The 15,321-nt window shown below is 55.8% G+C and carries 19 protein-coding genes and 1 tRNA gene; 9 read left to right on the top strand and 11 right to left on the bottom strand.

Translation table 11 applies throughout. The features are described 5' to 3' along the window. Position 1 precedes the first annotated feature (1 nt). Positions 2-631, top strand: coding sequence for a nucleoside triphosphate hydrolase (locus tag P8T57_RS05435; RefSeq protein WP_341364828.1), 630 nt, complete (start codon positions 2-4; stop codon positions 629-631). A 14-nt stretch (positions 632-645) separates the two neighbouring features. On the opposite strand, the gene P8T57_RS05440 is transcribed toward P8T57_RS05435, so the two are convergent. Both P8T57_RS05440 and P8T57_RS05445 read right to left on the bottom strand, forming a co-directional pair. Continuing rightward, positions 646-1,449, bottom strand: a complete 804-nt coding sequence (locus P8T57_RS05440; RefSeq protein ID WP_341364829.1) for a class I SAM-dependent methyltransferase — start codon at positions 1,447-1,449, stop codon at positions 646-648. Positions 1,450-1,531: 82 nt separating this feature from the next. After that, complete coding sequence (locus P8T57_RS05445; RefSeq protein ID WP_063093169.1) at positions 1,532-2,401, bottom strand: LysR family transcriptional regulator; 870 nt, start codon at positions 2,399-2,401, stop codon at positions 1,532-1,534. Positions 2,402-2,524: 123 nt separating this feature from the next. Here P8T57_RS05445 and P8T57_RS05450 point away from each other — a divergent pair, with 123 nt between their 5' ends. After that, on the top strand, positions 2,525-3,118 hold the full coding sequence (locus P8T57_RS05450) for a cysteine hydrolase family protein (protein WP_063093170.1): 594 nt from the start codon (positions 2,525-2,527) through the stop codon (positions 3,116-3,118). A gap of 69 nt (positions 3,119-3,187) precedes the next feature. On the opposite strand, the gene phbB is transcribed toward P8T57_RS05450, so the two are convergent. The 3 genes from phbB to P8T57_RS05465 all read right to left on the bottom strand — a co-directional run bounded on the left by phbB (position 3,188) and on the right by P8T57_RS05465 (position 5,997). Next, positions 3,188-3,910 carry an acetoacetyl-CoA reductase gene (phbB, locus tag P8T57_RS05455; RefSeq protein WP_037987321.1) on the bottom strand — a complete coding sequence of 241 codons (723 nt, stop codon included), beginning with the start codon at positions 3,908-3,910 and terminating at the stop codon, positions 3,188-3,190. Between the two features lie 248 nt (positions 3,911-4,158). After that, positions 4,159-5,331, bottom strand: coding sequence for an acetyl-CoA C-acetyltransferase (locus P8T57_RS05460; RefSeq protein WP_341364830.1), 1,173 nt, complete (start codon positions 5,329-5,331; stop codon positions 4,159-4,161). 204 nt (positions 5,332-5,535) lie between these two features. After that, the gene (locus tag P8T57_RS05465) at positions 5,536-5,997 is read right to left on the bottom strand and encodes an Lrp/AsnC family transcriptional regulator (RefSeq protein ID WP_037987319.1); all 462 of its coding nucleotides are present in this window, start codon (positions 5,995-5,997) and stop codon (positions 5,536-5,538) included. A 111-nt stretch (positions 5,998-6,108) separates the two neighbouring features. On the opposite strand from P8T57_RS05465, the gene P8T57_RS05470 reads away from it, so the two are divergent. Further along, positions 6,109-7,134, top strand: a complete 1,026-nt coding sequence (locus P8T57_RS05470; RefSeq protein WP_240478716.1) for a nucleoside recognition domain-containing protein — start codon at positions 6,109-6,111, stop codon at positions 7,132-7,134. Here the strand turns inward: P8T57_RS05470 and P8T57_RS05475 are convergent, their stop codons facing one another. Together P8T57_RS05475 and P8T57_RS05480 are read right to left on the bottom strand one after the other, a co-directional pair. Further along, positions 7,135-8,211, bottom strand: coding sequence for an alpha/beta fold hydrolase (locus tag P8T57_RS05475; protein WP_341364831.1), 1,077 nt, complete (start codon positions 8,209-8,211; stop codon positions 7,135-7,137). After that, on the bottom strand, positions 8,192-8,995 hold the full coding sequence (locus P8T57_RS05480) for a hypothetical protein (protein WP_341364832.1): 804 nt from the start codon (positions 8,993-8,995) through the stop codon (positions 8,192-8,194). Before P8T57_RS05480 ends, P8T57_RS05475 begins: the two co-directional genes overlap by 20 nt. Before the next feature lie 323 nt (positions 8,996-9,318). Between P8T57_RS05480 and phaR the strand changes: the two genes are divergently transcribed. The 5 genes from phaR (at position 9,319) to P8T57_RS05505 (ending at position 11,875) form a co-directional block, all read left to right on the top strand. Next, positions 9,319-9,933 carry a polyhydroxyalkanoate synthesis repressor PhaR gene (gene phaR, locus P8T57_RS05485; protein ID WP_007090134.1) on the top strand — a complete coding sequence of 205 codons (615 nt, stop codon included), beginning with the start codon at positions 9,319-9,321 and terminating at the stop codon, positions 9,931-9,933. A 332-nt stretch (positions 9,934-10,265) separates the two neighbouring features. Then, positions 10,266-10,535, top strand: coding sequence for a hypothetical protein (locus tag P8T57_RS05490; protein ID WP_063093177.1), 270 nt, complete (start codon positions 10,266-10,268; stop codon positions 10,533-10,535). 170 nt (positions 10,536-10,705) lie between these two features. Beyond that, complete coding sequence (locus P8T57_RS05495; protein ID WP_007090137.1) at positions 10,706-11,101, top strand: helix-turn-helix transcriptional regulator; 396 nt, start codon at positions 10,706-10,708, stop codon at positions 11,099-11,101. Positions 11,102-11,236: 135 nt separating this feature from the next. Then, entirely contained in the window at positions 11,237-11,548 is a 312-nt protein-coding gene (locus tag P8T57_RS05500) for a hypothetical protein (RefSeq protein WP_341364833.1), read from the top strand. A 144-nt stretch (positions 11,549-11,692) separates the two neighbouring features. Further along, a complete protein-coding gene (locus P8T57_RS05505; protein WP_341364834.1) occupies positions 11,693-11,875 on the top strand; it encodes a hypothetical protein in 183 nt (60 codons plus the stop codon). A 46-nt stretch (positions 11,876-11,921) separates the two neighbouring features. Here the strand turns inward: P8T57_RS05505 and proB are convergent, their stop codons facing one another. From proB to rplU, 4 genes are all read right to left on the bottom strand, one after another. Beyond that, complete coding sequence (proB, locus tag P8T57_RS05510; protein ID WP_110252801.1) at positions 11,922-13,037, bottom strand: glutamate 5-kinase; 1,116 nt, start codon at positions 13,035-13,037, stop codon at positions 11,922-11,924. Next, positions 13,034-14,071: a GTPase ObgE gene (gene obgE, locus P8T57_RS05515; RefSeq protein ID WP_007090140.1), complete on the bottom strand. Its 1,038-nt coding sequence runs from the start codon at positions 14,069-14,071 to the stop codon at positions 13,034-13,036. Before obgE ends, proB begins: the two co-directional genes overlap by 4 nt. A gap of 179 nt (positions 14,072-14,250) precedes the next feature. After that, positions 14,251-14,511, bottom strand: a complete 261-nt coding sequence (rpmA, locus tag P8T57_RS05520) for a 50S ribosomal protein L27 (protein ID WP_007090141.1) — start codon at positions 14,509-14,511, stop codon at positions 14,251-14,253. A 30-nt stretch (positions 14,512-14,541) separates the two neighbouring features. Next, positions 14,542-14,853 (bottom strand): 50S ribosomal protein L21, encoded by a 312-nt coding sequence (gene rplU, locus P8T57_RS05525; protein ID WP_341364835.1) that lies wholly within the window; start codon positions 14,851-14,853, stop codon positions 14,542-14,544. A gap of 293 nt (positions 14,854-15,146) precedes the next feature. On the opposite strand from rplU, the gene P8T57_RS05530 reads away from it, so the two are divergent. After that, positions 15,147-15,236 (top strand) — tRNA-Ser (locus P8T57_RS05530). The last annotated feature ends 85 nt before the right edge of the window (positions 15,237-15,321 follow it).

Genomic DNA, 15,321 nt, shown 5'->3' on the forward strand with positions numbered 1-15,321 from the left:
CATGGTGCCGGATATCGACACCCTGACGGCGATGATCAGGGACAGACAGATTGGTGATCGACGCCTCCTTGTCGCGATCGCCGGAGCACCAGCCTCGGGCAAATCGACTTTGTCCGAACGGCTTCATCACCATCTGGGGGGTGATGAAGCCGGGGCTGTTGTCGTGCCGATGGATGGCTATCATTTCGATGATGCCATCCTTTCTGCGCGGGGACTGCTGCCGCGTAAAGGTGCGCCGGAAACGTTTGATACCGGCGGCTTCAAACGCACGCTTGAAGCGATCCGTACCGATGATGACGATGTTTATGTCCCGGTATTCGACCGCCATCTGGAACTGTCACGCGGATCGGCCCGATGCGTTTCAAAACGCCATCGCATTGTGCTGGTCGAAGGCAATTATCTTTTGCTCAACCAGTCGCCGTGGAACCAGTTGGCAGGCCTGTTCGACCTGACCCTGTTCATCGACACACCGCTTGCGGTTTTGGAAAAGCGTCTTGTTCAGCGGTGGCTTGACCACGGACATGACCAGCCTTCAGCGCGGCAGAAAGCATTGGATAATGATATCCCCAATGCCAGAACTGTTGCCGAGTACAGCAAGTTCGGCACAGCCATTATTATAAATAACGCCTGATAGGATGTTTTGAATTACCGTTCTTTTCGCAACACCAGCGTATAGCACATCGGGATCTGGACTTTCCTGTCTTCATAGATATCAAATTCAGTTTCCCGATTTGAATGCGGATATTCGTTAAAACGTTCCAGTTTTAATCCGGCAGCGACAGCCGCAGACACGATTTCGCCCATCGTGTGGGAAAACCACCATGAAACCGGCCCCTGCCCGCCATCAGATCCGTCATAGGTGATGCTATCTTCGTTTGCGTGCGGTCCACGCTCAAAATATGATTGCGACGGTGAAAACGGATCGGCAGAAGTCGGATCAAACATTTCAAGAAACGGGTGGGTTTCATAGATAACGAGCACCCCATCCCGAGCCAGCAGCCCTGAGACGGCATAGAAGAAACGTTTCAAATCCGGCATCCAGTTCAGAACACCAATGGTAATCAAACCAAGGTCAAAATCGCCCGGCGTATCTTCCGGCAATTCGTAAATGTCAGCACTGAGAAAATCACATTTCCGTCCCGATAGATGCGCCAGTTTCCGGGCTTGCGCGAGAAATGCATCGGATTGATCAATCCCAAGCACAGTTTTTGCGCCCATGGCCGACAAGGACAGCACTTCGCGACCGTTATTGCAGCACACCTGCACGACGCGTTTTCCCACGACACCGACATCCTCCAACGTTTCCCGCAAGGTTTCGTCGAACGTCGAGAAATCGGCTTTCGCAACCTCGGCCAAAAGTCGTTGCCAGGTTTCACCGGCTTCATGCAATGGTGCAGAGGCATCCCATGCGGCACGGTTGGCCGATGTGTATTTTTTGTTCTCGTCCATGGCCCGCCCCACTAATATCATAAGTTGTAGCACTTCAACAATCACAACCAATACAGCGGACTGTCAAACGAACAATGCAGGATCACACGGATTTAATTGCCGGATTGCCAATCAGCACATCAGACACCCATTCGGCAACAACCCGCACACGCGGCACATGGCGCATGTCCTGATGGATCAGGAGCCAGATTTCGCGTCCCTCCGGCTCGATATCGGGTTTGCGCGTCAGCCCCGCGAGGCGATCTCCCAAACATCTTGGCAACAGGGCAAAGGCATTGGCCGAACATGCCATCGTCGCCATGATGGATCCGCGATTGGAACGGCTGATGGTGTGGCGATTGGGGAAATGGCGGTTGAGCCATATCTGTTCGGGCTTGTCGGCAAATGCGTCGTCAAGATCGACCCATGGTGCAGTGGTCGGGTCATCCATCCCGGCGGGACCATAAATACCGTATTCCATCACACCGATTTTCCGGATGTGAAATGCCCCGGTTTGAGGCCTGGCAAGGCGTAGCGCAATATCGGTTTCACGTTGCGGCAAACTTAGATTGCGGTTGCCGCCAATCAGTTCGACGCAAAGGGACGGATGATTTGATGTCAGTTCCCCCAGACGCGGGGCAATGCAGTTTTCAAAAATCACATCCACCCCGGCAACGCGAACAACACCCGATATTTCCGGACGGGCTACCTTTTCCGACAGAGTGCCATTTGCTTCGAGCAAGGTACTGACTTCGGCCTCCATCGCCCTTGCGGTTTTCAGAAGGCTTTGTGCGCGCAATGTCGGGCGCATCTGGCCATCCCGACGCAGCAGAACGGGAAAGCCGGTGGTTTCTTCAAGCCGGGCAATACGACGCGCGATTGTCGTCTGGTTCACGCCAAGCTCGCGTGCGGCGGCACTCATGGTATTTGCGCGGCAAACGACGGCGAATGTCCGCAAGGCTTCCCAATCCATGGATCATCACCCGGTTATAATTTCTGCATATGCGCAGATCATATCTGCGAATTGACGGATTTAAACTGCAAACATGCAGATACATGATCAGGCCATTCAAATGACTTTGAAAGGACAGCCACCATGAGTGCACAATCCATCTTTGAAATTCTTGGCGTTGAACTTCCGACCGGATCGGCGCGGGATGCTGCATTGATCGTGATCGATGCCCAGGAAGAATATCGCAGTGGCAGGTTGAAGCTATCAGGGCTTGAACCTGCACTGGACAATGTGGCCCGCCTGATCGCCCATTGGCGCGCGCAGAACGGCACCTTGATCCATATCCAGCATCACGGGCAGGGTCTGTTTGATCCCGAAGGTCCGTATGCCAAGATCATGGATGAAGTCGCCCCGCGCGACGGCGAGCCGGTTCTGACAAAGAATGTACCCAATGCCTTTGGCGGGACTAATCTGCGCGACCTGATTGATCAGGCCGGATTGAAACATGTCGTGCTGGCCGGTTTCATGACACATGTCTGCGTGTCGACCACCGCACGTTCCGCCAACGAACAGGGATTGCAGGTCACCATCGCGGGGGATGCAGCAACCACACGCGACCTGCCCGCAACATCCGACCACGCTACTATCCCGGCCAAGGAATTGCACCGCGCCGAACTGGCCATTCTGGCCGATGCGTTTGCCAAGATTGTGCCGACCGGGGATGTTCTAAAAGCGTGATTGTAAATGCAAAACACCCCGCAGGATTGCTGCGGGGTGTTTTGATGAGAGTGAGCGCAAGAAGTACGATCAGAACATATGCTGCCCGCCATTGAGCGACAGACAGGAACCGGTGATGAAGCCGGAATTCGGGCCACACAGGAACAGCACGGCCTGCGCGATTTCCTCGGCCTCGCCAAGACGACCAACCGGGATTTTCGCGATGATGCCCTCAAGAACCTTTTCCGGAACGGCGGCGACCATGTCGGTATTGATGTAACCCGGCGCGATGGTATTGACCGTAATACCTTTGCGCGCGACTTCCTGTGCCAGTGCCTTGGTAAAACCATGCACCCCAGCCTTGGCGGCGGAATAGTTGGTCTGGCCGAGCTGACCGGCCTGACCGTTGATCGACGAAATATTGACGACCCGCCCGAACCCGCGTTCGCGCATGCCTTCAAGCACCGGCTTGGTCATATAGAACAGCGAACTTAAATTCGTTTCGATCACCGATTGCCAATGGTCAACCGACATCTTGTGCATGAAGCCGTCCCGCGTAATCCCCGCGTTATTGACCAGAATATCAACCGGCCCGAGTTCGGATTCCACCTGTCGAATGCCATCCGCACAGGCATCGGCATCGGCAACACTCCATTTGAAGGTCGCAATGCCGGTTTCTTCGGTGAAAGCGCGGGCAGCGTCATCATTGCCTGCATAGTTTGCAACAACCGTATGGCCCGCTTCCTTGAGCGCCAGGCTGATCGCCTTGCCAATTCCGCGTGTGCCACCGGTTACCAGTGCCGTTTTTGTCATGGTCGCCTCCCTAAACTTCAGTCATCCAATTCATGTATCGGTATCCCGTAGTTTGCCCTTCTACGACATGCGAAATTTTAATCCACAAAATCAATTATAAATGTAACTTTATTTCCCATCCATGATTCATGTCACGTAAAATGCGTAAACTCTGGTCGAATTTCATCTGCATCCTCGGGTAAACAAACAGGGCAGCCCCCAAAGGAGGCCGCCCTGCACGTTTCATCCAATCAGATGGTTCGAAGCGATCAGCGTTCGACGCACAGTGCGACCCCCATGCCCCCACCAATGCACAATGTCGCAAGGCCCTTTTTGGCATCGCGTTTCTGCATTTCGTAAAGCAGGGTGGTAAAGACGCGTGCGCCCGATGCACCAATCGGATGGCCAAGGGCAATCGCCCCGCCATTGACATTAACCTTGTCGGTATCCCAGCCCATGTCACGGTTCACCGCAATCGCCTGTGCGGCAAAGGCTTCGTTGGCTTCGATCAGGTCAAGATCACCAACCGACCAACCGGCTTTTTCAAGTGCCTTGCGCGATGCCGGGATCGGGCCGGAGCCCATAACAGCCGGATCAACACCGGCGGTCGCCCAGCTTTTGATCGTAGCAAGCGGGGTCAGGCCGCGTTTAGCGGCTTCGTCGGCGGACATCACGATCAGGGCAGCGGCCCCGTCATTGATGCCCGATGCGTTACCGGCGGTTACCGTGCCTTCCTTATCAAAGGCCGGGCGTAGTTTCGCCATGCCTTCGAGGCTGGCACCAGGACGCGGATATTCATCGGCATCAAAGACCACATCGCCCTTGCGCGAGGAAAGGGTAACAGGGGCGATTTCATCATTGAAGCGGCCGGATTTCTGGGCGGCTTCGGCCTTGTTTTGTGACGCGGTCGCGAAGGCATCCTGTTCTTCGCGGGTGATCTGCCATTTAGTGGCAATGTTTTCCGCGGTGTTGCCCATGTGATAGCCATTGAAAGCGCACCACAGGCCATCCTTGATCATGCTGTCGATGAATTTGACATCACCCATCTTGTGACCGGCACGCAGATTGGCAACGTGCGGCGACATGGACATGTTTTCCTGACCACCGGCAACGACGATTTTAGCGTCACCCGCCATGATCTGCTGGGCAGCAAGGGCAACGGTGCGAAGGCCCGATCCACAGACTTGGTTGATGACAAAGGCGGTGGCAGTATCGGGGATGCCAGCAGCGATTGCCGCCTGGCGTGCCGGATTCTGTCCGGCCCCGCCGGTCAGGACCTGACCGAAAATAACCTCGTTTACGGCATCCGCCTCGACACCGGAACGTTCCAGAGCCGCCCTGATGGCAACAGCGCCAAGCTCGTGTGCTGGGGTATTGGCCAGCGAACCGCTAAAAGCGCCGATCGGTGTGCGTGCGGCACCCACAATTACGACGTCTGTCATGAAACCCTCCGATTATATCTTGAATACGTTTTTCCCCGGACCTTTACGATCCTGATGATCGGACCTGCAATCCACCTACGATCTTATCGCGACGCAACAAAAAGCCAAGCATTGATACGCACCACTTTCGGACAGTTTTGTTTCCGGGTGTATGGGCCGGGCAAATCCGCGCAGATCGTTATCCTCATAGTTTGCCTGAAACGGCTATAACGCAACCCCGACTTCATCCTTTAATACCTCTGTCGCGATATAGGTGCGGTACCAGACGATGTTGTCGTCCGCGTCAAACAGGGTTTCGCATAGGGCGGTATATTCCGCCATGTCGCGCATATGCAGGACCAGAACACCGGTGACCTCGCCAGTGACAAGGTAGCATTGCCGAACGGCTTCAAGGGTGCGGACTTTTTTGATGAAGTCCTGCCGGTAGCGGTTGCCATGGCGATGAAATTCCAGATTGATCACCGCAATTAATGGCCGTCCGACCAGCGCGGGATCAATCACCGCCACGGTTTTGCGAATGACGCCAGCCTCGCGCAGCTTGGCAACACGGCGCAAGCAGGCCGATGGTGACAGGCCAACATGATCGGCAAGCGTTGCATTCGCGATATCCGCGCTTTCCTGCAATATCCGAAGGATTTTGGTATCGATACGGTCAAGGTCGGCCAATATATGCAACTCCGAAGCGCGGTATGATGAAAGTACGCTTTATTATTGCACGGAAACACGTGATTTCGCCGCACAATAATATATCGACTGTGCGAGGATGCGCATCGTTAAATGACTGCCCCACATATGCCCTTCGTACCACCCAAGAAGCCCGGAACCTCGCGCCCCATGCATCGCTATTTCCTGAATTTGCTAAACCGCAGCCAGCGTTTGTTCATCACCCTGATCAAGGTCATGTTACCCGTCATGATCATTGTGCGGATTGCCGATGAATTCGGCGCGGTTGCCTTTGCATCCGACCTGCTGTCCCCCATCATGAGCCTGATCGGATTACCGCCCGAAGCCGGTCTGATCTGGGCAACATGTGCGCTGGTCAGCATGTATGGCGCGGTCGGGGCGTTTATCGGGTTATCCGCCCATCTGGATATGACAGCCGCCCAGCTAAGCGCGCTTTGCGCGATGATGCTGTTTGCCCATGGGCTTCCAGTCGAACAGGCGATTGTCAAACGCGCCGGGGCCAGCCTGATCACGACCACGGCCCTTCGGCTTGGCGCGGCGGTGTTCTACGCCGCACTGGTCACATGGATCAGCAATACCACCGGCTGGCTTTCCGAGCCGGTTGATTTTTCTTGGATGGCGGGCGGCGAGACGGCTGTGGTCGCCACCGGTATGGATGGCTGGGTCGAATGGACCATCCAGACGATAAAATCGCTTGTCGTGACCTTTGGCGTGATTGTCGGATTGCTGGTGTTGCTCGATATCCTTGATAAAACCGGCATTACCGAGCGCATCACGCGCGGCATGATGCCGATCCTGCGGGTTTCGGGATTATCGCGCGACGTCGCCCCGGTAACGACCATCGGTGTGTTGCTGGGCCTGACTTATGGCGGGGCGCTGATCATTGACGAGGCGCGTAAAAAGAACTTCCCGCCGCGCACGCTTTTCCTCTCGCTCAGTTGGCTGTCGCTGTCGCATTCCCTGATTGAGGATACGGCGATCATGCTGGCCCTTGGTGCGGATATCTGGGTCGTTCTGGTCGGGCGGGTGATCCTGACATTGCTGATCATTGCCGCCCTTGCGCGCCTGACGCTACGTTGGCAAACCAAGCCGACGGTGGCGCCCGAAACCGGCTTCTGATTATTGCGTTTCCGCCAGCCAGTCGAGCACCGGTCCCCAGGTTGATTTTTCCGCGCGCGATCCGACCATCATGCCGATATGACCTGCCGATGGGTGCAGTTCGGTTCGCACATCTTCCGGCAAGCTTGCGAAAAGGGCCTGTGCACTTTCAGGCGGGACGATCCGGTCATTTTCGGGGATCACGGCCAAGGTCGGGCAACTGATATCAGCCGGGTTGATATCAATGCCGTCGATCTGCCATTCGCCCTTGGCCGGTTTGTTTTCAACATACCAGCCAATCAGGCAATCAATCGCCACCCGGCGGGTCAGCGGCACACCGTCATTCAGCCAGTCTTCAAGCGCGACGAAATCATCGGCCTTGGCCGAATTGGCGGGGATGGAGGCAAAGCGGCGGAACTTTTCCCCGATCATAAAGGGATCGAGGCTGGCAAACAGGCTTTGCAGCACATCGACCGGCAGGCTGTCATGGATCGATAGCATATGGGGCAAAGAGGGCGCGAAGGCCGCGGCAATCCTGCCCTGCGTCGGGCCAGCCGCCATGAAATCCCAGGGGGTTGCCAGCAGGACCAGACGCGATACCTGTGCGGGGTCAAGCAAGGTCGCGGCCAGCGTGAGCACGCCCCCCATGCAATAACCGATCATCGGCACCGGCCCGCCATTCATATCGGCGATGTCCTGAAGGGCGGTGACCAGACGGCCCGCGATGTAATCATCAAGGCCGTAATGGGTTTCTTCTTCGCCGGGATAGCCCCAATCGACCAGAAGCGGCCGATATCCGGCCTTGGCCAGAAAACGTGCGAAGCTTCGTTTTTTATTCAGATCAAGGATATAGCCACGGTTCACCAGAGACGGCACCAGCACAACAATGCCAAGCGGGCTTTTGGGCTTGGCTTCTTCGACTGCGCCGTAATCGCGGATGCGGGTTGCGCCGTCTTCCCAGATTACGGGCGCATCATCGGTCCCGCGTTTATAGCCATGTTTTTGATAGGCGCGAACACCGTCATGAAACGCTGACTGACTGGCAAAGGCGACGCGATCAAGGGCCTGCGCGATATCGTCAGGATAATGGTTTTCCATCTCGCTCAGGAGCTTCTTCGCCCGATCCTGCAGTTCCGGCCTCCAGGGCAGATATTGTTTCCTGAAGATCGGCAAGGCGGCGCGCGAGCTCAACCAACTCGTCATCTCGACTGCCAGATGCATCGCCAGCGGCCTTGGCCCGGCGCGACGATTGCTTGCCCTTTTCGGCGGGTTTGTCTGCTGTCGGTTTTGCGCGCTCATTTTTTCCCTGCCCCGATTTATTGCTTTTGCCTGTCTTGCCTTTGGTCGCTTCAGCCTTACCAGCCTCTTTGACGGTCGTGCCCGGATCGGCCTTTTTATCGACATTGGCCTTGCTGGTCGTGCCGGTCATTCCGGGCATCGCCATTTTTGACATCTGATGGATCATGGCCGCCATGGGATTGGCCGCCGGGTCCATCGGTGTGCCCTTCATCATTTCCGGAAGCGTTTCGGGCGTCATACCGGGTATCATTCCGGACATCATTCCGGGGACCCCACCCGGCACAGGCCCCGAAAGAGCACCGGGAAAAGCCCCGGGTTTCTGGCCGGTCGCCAGTTGCCCGATCAGCTTGCCCCATGCCTCGAACCCCTCGCCGATGCGCGAAGTATCGGCCCCGAGCGATGCATAAAGCCGACCGATGGCACTTGCTGCGTCGGCACCATCGGCCGTTGCGGCGACCTGTTCGCGCCAGAGATCCATGAACTGCCGGGCCAGATGATCAAGGCGATCATCAAGTTCATCATCGAGGTTGTCATTGGGCAGATCGTCGGGATCCTGATCCTTTTTCGCCCCTGTTTCGGACACGGCTGCTTCCCCCGGTTCTGGTTCGGATCACGCAGATGAAATGCGCCTTGTGACTTTCGATCACTATAGGCGGTTCGGACGCGTGCGAAAACGAAATCCATTGCTGCGCGGCAACAACAGGGACCAGAGGTTGTTTTTCGCAGCGCACATCGCGTTGAACACTGGACACATTGGAATTTACACGGCACTCTTGTGCACGCTTGAGCAGACGCAAAATTCAAAATGCTGCGCAACATTCAGATTTGTGCAAACGCAAACAAGGTATTTCATACCGCACTGCCCAAGCCAGACGTCCGGGAAACAGGGAAGCAGGGAATAACGTCATGACCACGAAAAAATCAGATGATCAGGATCGCGTCGTTATCAAGAAATACGCGAACCGCCGCCTTTATAACACTGCGACCAGTTCGTATGTGACGCTTGACCACCTCTCGCAGATGGTCAAGGACAATACCGATTTCGTCGTTTATGACGCCAAGACCGGAGAGGATATCACCCGTCCGGTCCTGACACAGATCATTGTCGAGGAAGAAAACAAGGGGCAGAATCTTTTGCCGATCAGCTTCCTGCGTCAATTGATCGGATTCTATGGCGACAGCCTTCAGGGTCTGGTGCCAAGCTATCTGGAACAGGCCATGCGGTCGTTTGCGCATAATCAGGAACAGATGCGCGAATATATGCAGGGCACGATGCAGGGCATTTTCCCGTTCGGCCAGTTCGAGGAAATGAACAAGCAGAACATGGCGCTGTTTGAACAGACCATGAAGATGTTTTCGCCCTTCCTTCAGGAAGAGGCAGACAAGGCCAATGCGAGTGCCGAGGCAGCCAAAAACGGCAAACCGGCAAAAAATGACGCATCCCTTGATGACCTGAAAAGCCAGCTTGAAGCCATGCAGGCGCAGCTCAACAGTCTGGTCAACAACAAGGCCAGCAAGTAAACGGCCCCAAACCCTTTCATTTCAAAGCATCACGCAGAAAGCTCCGGATTTTCCGGGGCTTTTTTTTTGTTTTTGCCCGCATGTGTTGCGGCATCATTCCTGCATAAACTTTTCATTAACGTTTTTCACCGCCCGGCACCTGTCGCAAGGCGGCAATTTTTGCCGGGTTCACGCCCCTTTGAACGGAGTCCCTTGCATAAGGCCAGTTAAATACCCCGGTTGAACGCACAAAACCGCAAAATGACATGACAGCGATAACGCCGATCCCCTTGCCCCCGGCCCGCAGGCCCGACGCTGCAAGTAGTGGAACAGACGGCCCTGCCGGGATCGGGATGGATGTCACTGCACTGGTTTCGCCTGTACGGGAAATCGCGCAGAACGGCGGCGCATGGCTTGAACCCCATGATCCTGGGGGCAGTGCAGCATTTTGGGCGCAGCTTTTGGGACAGCTCCTACCTCAGGAAAACCTTTTGCAACCTGCGGTCATTCAGGAATTGCATGCCAGCTATGCACGTCATTCCACACCTTACGGCTCAGAAAGCCATGTCTTTTTTTCGCCTAACGCACTAGACAACGACAGGCGAATTGACCTATATAGCTAGCTTCTGGCGGATCGCTGAGACTTCTATCTGACCAAAGTTCAGATATTTCTTGCAAGCAGACAACCTTCAAACCGGGTCAACCTGCTTGTAATAAATAGGCGAAATTAACAAGCCTGACAGCGTCCCGAGTGGGAATCAATAACTGGCGGTTGATAACGGAAAAATATGCAATGACTGAGATTGTATCAAACGAAGAACCGAAACGTGCTAATCGCGCAACCGATACGGACCGTTATGTCGGTCAGCGTATTCGCGAACGTCGCATCATGCTGGGTCTGTCCCAGCAGCAGATGGCCGATCTGATCGGCGTCACCTACCAGCAGGCTCACAAATACGAGCGCGGCATCAACCGCATTTCTGCCGGTCGTCTTTACGAAATCTCCCAGGTCCTGGGCGTTCCCGTCAGCTACTTCTATGAAGGTCTCGACGGCAACCAGGAAACCGAGCTTAATGCGCGTCAGCGCATGTGCCTTGAACTGGCGCGCAACTTTGCCAGCATCAAGCACGAAAAACACCAGGAAGCGCTGAGCCAGATGGCACGCGCACTGGCCGATCAGGCTGCCTAAGCCTGATCACTGCGATCTTCAGCATTGCTGCAAAAATCAGGCTGCCTTCCTTCGATGGCAGCCTTTTTTTGTGGCTGATCACAGGCACGATTTTTGTGATAGCGTCACGGCAAGACCGAGACAGGGACAAACCGCATGACAGGCGATATCACACAATCCGGCCTGATCGATTTGATCGACCAGCAACGCAGCAAACTTGGCTATCTGTCGATATCGGCCCTTATGGCGCTGACAAGGACCGGCAATGTCATCCTCGATCCGTTTTCAACCCTGATCAGCATCCATGCCGGGATCGGGCGCGACAATATTTTCTATCCTGCCGTCCGGCTTGATGCCACCTCCCCGGAGATGCTTGAAATTGGCAGCCGAAATACGTTCTACGGCAACACGGTGATTGATGCCCAGACAGGACTGATCACGATCGGCAATGGCAATCTGTTTGGCTAGGGATGCGTCCATGTTGCCACCAACCAGCCCGGTGCAACGATCATTATCGGATCAGATGGCCGTTATCGCGGGTCAATCCATATTTCCGGCTTATCCGTTCTGGGTGATGGCAGCCAGATCCTTGGCAATATCATTGTCCGCGATGTGCAGCTTGGCGCGGGCGGATCATTTCGCCACCCGATTGCCGATGAACGCGGCGCGGTTTTAAAGGGGATTGGCGAGGGACGGGGGATTATCCTTGAAACAGGTCAGGTGATTGCCGGAAACGGCACCCTCGCCCCCGAAAACGTCCGCATGCAGTCCTTTTATCATCCGGATGCAAAATAGGGGCAGCCGATGGCTACCCCTTTGTCGCAAAACCCATGTCCGGCATCTATTGGTCGGCAATCACCAGATCATCGGAATGGATGACCGCGTTGCCACGGCTATATCCCAATGCGGTTTCGATTTCCTGAGAAGAATGCCCCTTGATCATGCGGGTTTCCTCGGCCGAATAGGACGAGATGCCGCGTCCGATTTCGGCACCATCCGCATCAAGGATGCGTACCGCATCGCCGTGCTTGAAGCTGCCATCAACACCGGAAATCCCCGCCGCCAGCAGATTTTTACCCGCACGCAACGCCTTGGCCGCACCACCATCAACGATGATCGCCCCACGGGCCGAAAGCGACGTTGCGATCCAGTGGCGACGTGCCGCAAGCGGGCTTTCGCTGGGCAGAAAGAGGGTATGGGGGCCGCCATCAAGCTGCGCCTTTAGCGGATGATAGATCGTGCCGCGCGCGATCATCATGCGGCACCCGGCTTTCATCGCGATTTCGGCGGCCTGCAACTTTGTCACCATCCCGCCGGAGCTGTACATCGTCGGCGCAGCACCGGCCATGCCCATGATTTCAGGTGTCAGTTCGCGCACGGTCGGGATCAGGGTCGCATCCGGGTTCTTGCGCGGATCGGCGGTATAGAGGCCATCAATATCGGAAAGCAATACCAGCGTATCAGCCGAAATCATGTGCGCGACCTTGGCCCCAAGACGGTCATTATCGCCAAAGCGGATTTCTTCGGTCGCAACCGTATCGTTTTCATTGATCAACGGTACCGCACCGCGTGCCAGCAACGCATTCAATGTCCCACGCGCATTAAGGTAACGGCGGCGGCTTTCCATATCCTCAAGGGTCACCAGAACCTGCGCCATGATCAGGCCATTGCGGCCCAGTGCTTCCTGCCAGACCTGCGACAGGCTGATCTGGCCTGTCGCGGCAGCGGCCTGTTTGTCGGCCAGGCTGATGGTGCGGTGATCAAGCCCGAGCAAACGCCGCCCCATGGCGATCGCACCACTTGATACGACAATGACCTCGACCCCGCGTTCACGCAGAAGGGCGACGTCATCGGCAAGTGCTTCGAGCCAGGCGCGGCGAAGCTTGCCTGTATTTTCATCGACCAGAAGGGCCGATCCAACCTTGATGATCAGGCGTTTTGCATCTGCAAGGCTCACGGTTGGAAGCCCTCGTCTTCGCGGCCCTCCATCGCGCGGCGTTCGCGTTCACCGATGATGTGGCGACGCAATTCGCGATGGACTTCCTTGACCCCCTGCTGGGTGGCACCGGACACGATAAAGACTTTCTTTCCGATCCCCTTTTCAAGGATTTCGCGCTGTTCCTCGACCATTTCCGGCAGAAGCTGATCGGCCTTGGAAAGGGCGACGACTTCGGGTTTGTCGATCAGGATATCGGCGTAACCTTCAAGCTCCTCGCGCACCGTGCGATAGGTTCCGACCGGGTCTTCGTCAGCACAATCGATCAGATGCAGCAGGACTTCGCAACGTTCTATATGACCGAGGAACCGGGTCCCGATGCCCTTGCCCTCGGATGCACCTTCGATCAGACCGGGGATATCGGCCAGAACAAACTCGTGATCATCGATCTCGACCACACCCAGCTGCGGATGCAGGGTGGTAAAGGGATAATCGGCGATTTTCGGACGTGCGCTTGACGATGCGGCAAGGAAGGTGGATTTCCCCGCATTGGGTAAGCCGACCAGACCAGCATCGGCAATCAGTTTAAGGCGCAGCCAGACCGACATTTCCTCGTTCGGCCAGCCTTCTTCCGCACGGCGCGGGGCCTGGTTGGTGGAGGATTTGAAATGGGTGTTCCCCCGGCCTCCATCACCACCCCGGCACAGCACAAAGGTCTGCCCGGGTTCAAGCATATCGACAATCAGGGTTTCGCGGTCTTCTTCAAGGATCTGCGTTCCGACCGGCACCTTGATGGTGATTGAGTTGCCCGACCGGCCGGTACGGTTGCGGCCCATGCCATGCATGCCGATTTCGGCCTTGAAATGCTGCTGATAACGGAAATCGATCAGGGTGTTGAGGTTTTCGACCGCTTCGACAATCACGTCACCGCCGCGTCCGCCATCGCCGCCATCCGGGCCACCATATTCGATGAATTTTTCGCGCCGGAAGCTGACCGCACCGGCACCGCCGCGGCCACTGCGTACGTGGATTTTTGCTTCGTCGAGAAACTTCATAACCGGTCCTTTGGGCGATGCCCGTCAATCATTCCGCCCGGCCGGATCGCGATTTCGAAACAGATCGCCTCGCATCGACGGCTCGGGAAATTTTCATATAACACATAAAACAAGGGAGGAATGATTGCTCATTCCTCCCTCGAAATCTTTGCTACGGATGAGCGCAGCCGACGGGAGGCTTACGCCTCGGCCGGAACGACACATACATAGGTACGACCCTTGAAGCCCGACTTGAACTGGACGTTGCCGCCAGCCGTCGCAAACAGGGTGTGGTCTTTGGCCAGGCCAACATTGTCGCCGGCATGGAACTTGGTGCCACGCTGACGAACGAGAATGTTACCTGCAACAACCGTCTGGCCGCCGAATTTCTTGACGCCGAGGCGCCGACCTTCGGAGTCGCGACCGTTACGGGAGCTACCACCAGCTTTCTTATGAGCCATGAAACTCTCCTAAAACTGCATCCCGGCCGATCAGGCCGTGATGTCCGTGATGCGCAGAACAGTCAGGTTCTGGCGATGACCATTTTTGCGACGGTAGTTGTGCCGGCGCTTTTTCTTGAAAACGATCACCTTGTCGCCCTTGGTCTGTTCGAGAACTTCTGCATTCACAAAAGCCCCCTTGACCAACGGAGCACCAACCTTCGGCGCACCGTCGCCAGCAACCATGAGAACTTCTTCAAGTTTCACGGTGTCACCAGTCTGGGCAGCGATCTTTTCGACTTTGATAACGTCGTTGGCAGCAACTTTATACTGTTTGCCGCCAGTTTTGATGATTGCATACATCGATATAGTTCCTGAAAAATCATTCTGGAAACGCACACGCGCGCTTCGGTGTCGCTGCTAACTGAAACCGAACCGCTGCGAGAGACGGCTGAGATACCTTTTTCGCCCGCCAGAGTCAACCGCAAAGCGCGCCGTTTCCGGGCTTTGGCCACCGCAAAAGCGCATGGCAGAACTTTGATCCCGCACACCGGCCCGACCCGGCCGACAAAAGAGTTCCCGGAAAATACGTTTTCCCTCTTGCATTCTGGCTTAAGGATCGTTAAACAGCGCCTCGAACGCCAGACCACACATGCGGAGAGGTGCCGGAGTGGTCGAACGGGGCGGTCTCGAAAACCGTTGTACTAGCAATAGTACCGTGGGTTCGAATCCCACCCTCTCCGCCATTCAGCGAATGTACTCGCTCTTCAGCTGTTTATAGCCCACGAGTTCGCTGTGCGAAACACTCATTGAGCAAAACACCTAACTCCC

This window comes from Thalassospira sp. SN3W, from assembly GCF_038070535.1.
GTDB classification, from domain to species: Bacteria; Pseudomonadota; Alphaproteobacteria; order Rhodospirillales; family Thalassospiraceae; genus Thalassospira; species Thalassospira xiamenensis.

Excerpts from the sequence above, each read along its gene's own strand:
- P8T57_RS05435 (WP_341364828.1), top strand. The coding sequence starts at position 2 with ATGGTGCCGGATATCGACACCCTGACGGCGATGATCAGGGACAGACAG.
- P8T57_RS05440 (WP_341364829.1), bottom strand. The coding sequence starts at position 1,449 with ATGGACGAGAACAAAAAATACACATCGGCCAACCGTGCCGCATGGGAT.
- P8T57_RS05445 (WP_063093169.1), bottom strand. The coding sequence starts at position 2,401 with ATGGATTGGGAAGCCTTGCGGACATTCGCCGTCGTTTGCCGCGCAAAT.
- P8T57_RS05450 (WP_063093170.1), top strand. The coding sequence starts at position 2,525 with ATGAGTGCACAATCCATCTTTGAAATTCTTGGCGTTGAACTTCCGACC.
- phbB (WP_037987321.1), bottom strand. The coding sequence starts at position 3,910 with ATGACAAAAACGGCACTGGTAACCGGTGGCACACGCGGAATTGGCAAG.
- P8T57_RS05460 (WP_341364830.1), bottom strand. The coding sequence starts at position 5,331 with ATGACAGACGTCGTAATTGTGGGTGCCGCACGCACACCGATCGGCGCT.
- P8T57_RS05470 (WP_240478716.1), top strand. The coding sequence starts at position 6,109 with ATGACTGCCCCACATATGCCCTTCGTACCACCCAAGAAGCCCGGAACC.
- P8T57_RS05475 (WP_341364831.1), bottom strand. The coding sequence starts at position 8,211 with ATGGAAAACCATTATCCTGACGATATCGCGCAGGCCCTTGATCGCGTC.
- phaR (WP_007090134.1), top strand. The coding sequence starts at position 9,319 with ATGACCACGAAAAAATCAGATGATCAGGATCGCGTCGTTATCAAGAAA.
- P8T57_RS05490 (WP_063093177.1), top strand. The coding sequence starts at position 10,266 with ATGGATGTCACTGCACTGGTTTCGCCTGTACGGGAAATCGCGCAGAAC.
- P8T57_RS05495 (WP_007090137.1), top strand. The coding sequence starts at position 10,706 with ATGACTGAGATTGTATCAAACGAAGAACCGAAACGTGCTAATCGCGCA.
- P8T57_RS05500 (WP_341364833.1), top strand. The coding sequence starts at position 11,237 with ATGACAGGCGATATCACACAATCCGGCCTGATCGATTTGATCGACCAG.
- obgE (WP_007090140.1), bottom strand. The coding sequence starts at position 14,071 with ATGAAGTTTCTCGACGAAGCAAAAATCCACGTACGCAGTGGCCGCGGC.
- rpmA (WP_007090141.1), bottom strand. The coding sequence starts at position 14,511 with ATGGCTCATAAGAAAGCTGGTGGTAGCTCCCGTAACGGTCGCGACTCC.
- rplU (WP_341364835.1), bottom strand. The coding sequence starts at position 14,853 with ATGTATGCAATCATCAAAACTGGCGGCAAACAGTATAAAGTTGCTGCC.